A 2,003-nucleotide genomic window follows, 5' to 3' on the forward strand; every position below is an offset into this window, starting at 1 on the left:
CTTCGTGCCTGAATCGCGCCGAAGCTCTGTCGAGCGCAAAGCGCTTGGCAGGGCGAAGGCGGATTCGTCGAGAGAGGGCGGCGAGCGGTCCGCCTTCGCTCGCTCGTTGGCGAGCTTCGGCGCGACATCCGCCTTCGCTTCGGCAGGGAGATCGTCATTGTGCCTGAATCGCGCCGAAGCTCTGTCGAGCGCAAAGCGCTTGGCAGGGCGAAGGCGGATGGCTGGGAGGCAGGGATTCGAACCCCGATACCGTGGTCCAGAGCCACGTGTCCTACCGTTGGACGACCTCCCAACGAAGGGCGCGATTATTCAGGAGAGCGGGAGACGGGTCAAGCCGTCGCGGCCGGACGAGACTCGGCCGGCGATTCAGACCGTGACCGGTACTCCGCGATCGCCTCGAGCGCCCGCGCGACCTGGCCCTCGCGCCGCCGCGTCCGGTCGCGGACCGCGTCGCGCGACGTGTCCTCGATCATTCCGAACGTCACGTTCATCGGCTCGAACGTCTTCGTCTTCGGCCGTTCCGAGCAGTGCCGCGAAAGGGACCCGAGCGCCGTCTCGAACGGCATCGGCACGGGTTCCCGACCCTCGAGGATCTGCGCGAGCGTTCGGCCGACGTAGAGGCCCGTCGCGGCCGACTCCAGGTACCCCTCGACGCCGGTGATCTGGCCGGCGAAGAAGATCCGCGGCTCGTCGCGGAGCCGGAAGAAACGGTCGAGATGCGCGGGGGAATGGATGTAGGTGTTCCGGTGCAGCATCCCGAAGCGAACGAAGCTTGCGTTCTCGAGTCCGGGGATCTGGCGGAAGATGCGCTTCTGCTCGCCGACCTTCAGCTTCGTCTGGAAGCCGACGAGGTTGAAGTGCTCGCGCGCGAGGTCGTCCTGGCGAAGCTGCACGACCGCGTGCGGGCGCTTCCCGGTGCGCGGGTCCTCGAGGCCCATCGGCTTGAGCGGCCCGTGCCGCAGCGTCTCGATGCCGCGCTCGGCCATCACCTCGATCGGGAGGCACCCTTCGAAGTACACCCCCTTCTCGAAGTCGTGGACCGGAACGGTCTCGCCGGCCAGCAGCTCCGCGACGAACTGCTCGTACTGCGCGCGGGTCATCGGGCAGTTCAGGTAGTCGTCGCCGTCCCCCTTCCCGTACCGCGACGCCGGGTAGATCTGCGACTGGTCGAGCGAATCGACCGTCACGATCGGCGCCATCGAATCGTAGAAGTAGAGCGCGTCGGTCCCGAGACGCTCGCGGATCGACCGCGCGAGCGCGCCGGACGTGAGCGGCCCGGTCGCCAGGACCACGAGCCCCTCCGGCGGGATGGCGCCGATCTCCTCGCGCGCGATCTCGATCCGCGCAGACGCGGCGATCGCGGCGGTCACCCGCTCGCTGAACGCCGCGCGGTCGACGGCGAGCGCGTCTCCCGCCGGCACGCGCGCCTCGCGCGCGCACGCCATCACCAGCGAGTCGAGGGCCTCCATCTCGCGTTTCAGGAGCCCGACGGCGTTCAAGGGATTGTCGGAGCGAAACGAGTTCGAGCAGACCATCTCGGCGAGGCCTTCCCCCTGGTGCGCGGGCGTCCGGACCCGGGGGCGCATTTCGACCAAACGCGCCGTGTGGCCGCGCCGCGCGAGCTGCCACGCGCACTCGACCCCGGCGAACCCGCCCCCGACGACCGTGACGTCCATGCGCGCAGCTTACCCTCTCCAAAGGCCCGGACGAAAATCCAAAATTCGGGATTTCATGACTCATGGCCGCGCATCGTGACGATCGTAAATTTATGAAAATACATCGGTTATTTGCAATTGAAATAATTTCGCAATGGCACAATAATGGCTTTACTGGCACAAGCGGCAAGGGGAGTGAATCCCTTGAAAGCTATGGCCCTCATTGCGGGGTCGGGAAGGAGTTTTATGAAGGTTTTGAGGAGCCTCGCCATTTTCGCAATGGCGACCGGGCTCGCCGCGTCGATGTACGCGCAGGCGACGTCCGGAAACATCTACGGGTCCGTCAGC

At 66.4% G+C, this 2,003-nt stretch carries 1 protein-coding gene and 1 tRNA gene; both read right to left on the bottom strand.

Annotated features, from left to right (window positions below; translation table 11 throughout):
- Positions 1-218: 218 nt before the first annotated feature.
- Positions 219-292, bottom strand: a tRNA-Gln gene (locus VKH46_17350).
- Between the two features lie 37 nt (positions 293-329).
- Positions 330-1,676: a methylenetetrahydrofolate--tRNA-(uracil(54)-C(5))-methyltransferase (FADH(2)-oxidizing) TrmFO gene (gene trmFO / locus VKH46_17355; protein ID HKB72601.1), complete on the bottom strand. Its 1,347-nt coding sequence runs from the start codon at positions 1,674-1,676 to the stop codon at positions 330-332.
- Positions 1,677-2,003: the final 327 nt, after the last annotated feature.

It is taken from the genome of Thermoanaerobaculia bacterium, assembly GCA_035260525.1.
Lineage (GTDB): Bacteria > Acidobacteriota > Thermoanaerobaculia > UBA5066 > DATFVB01 > DATFVB01.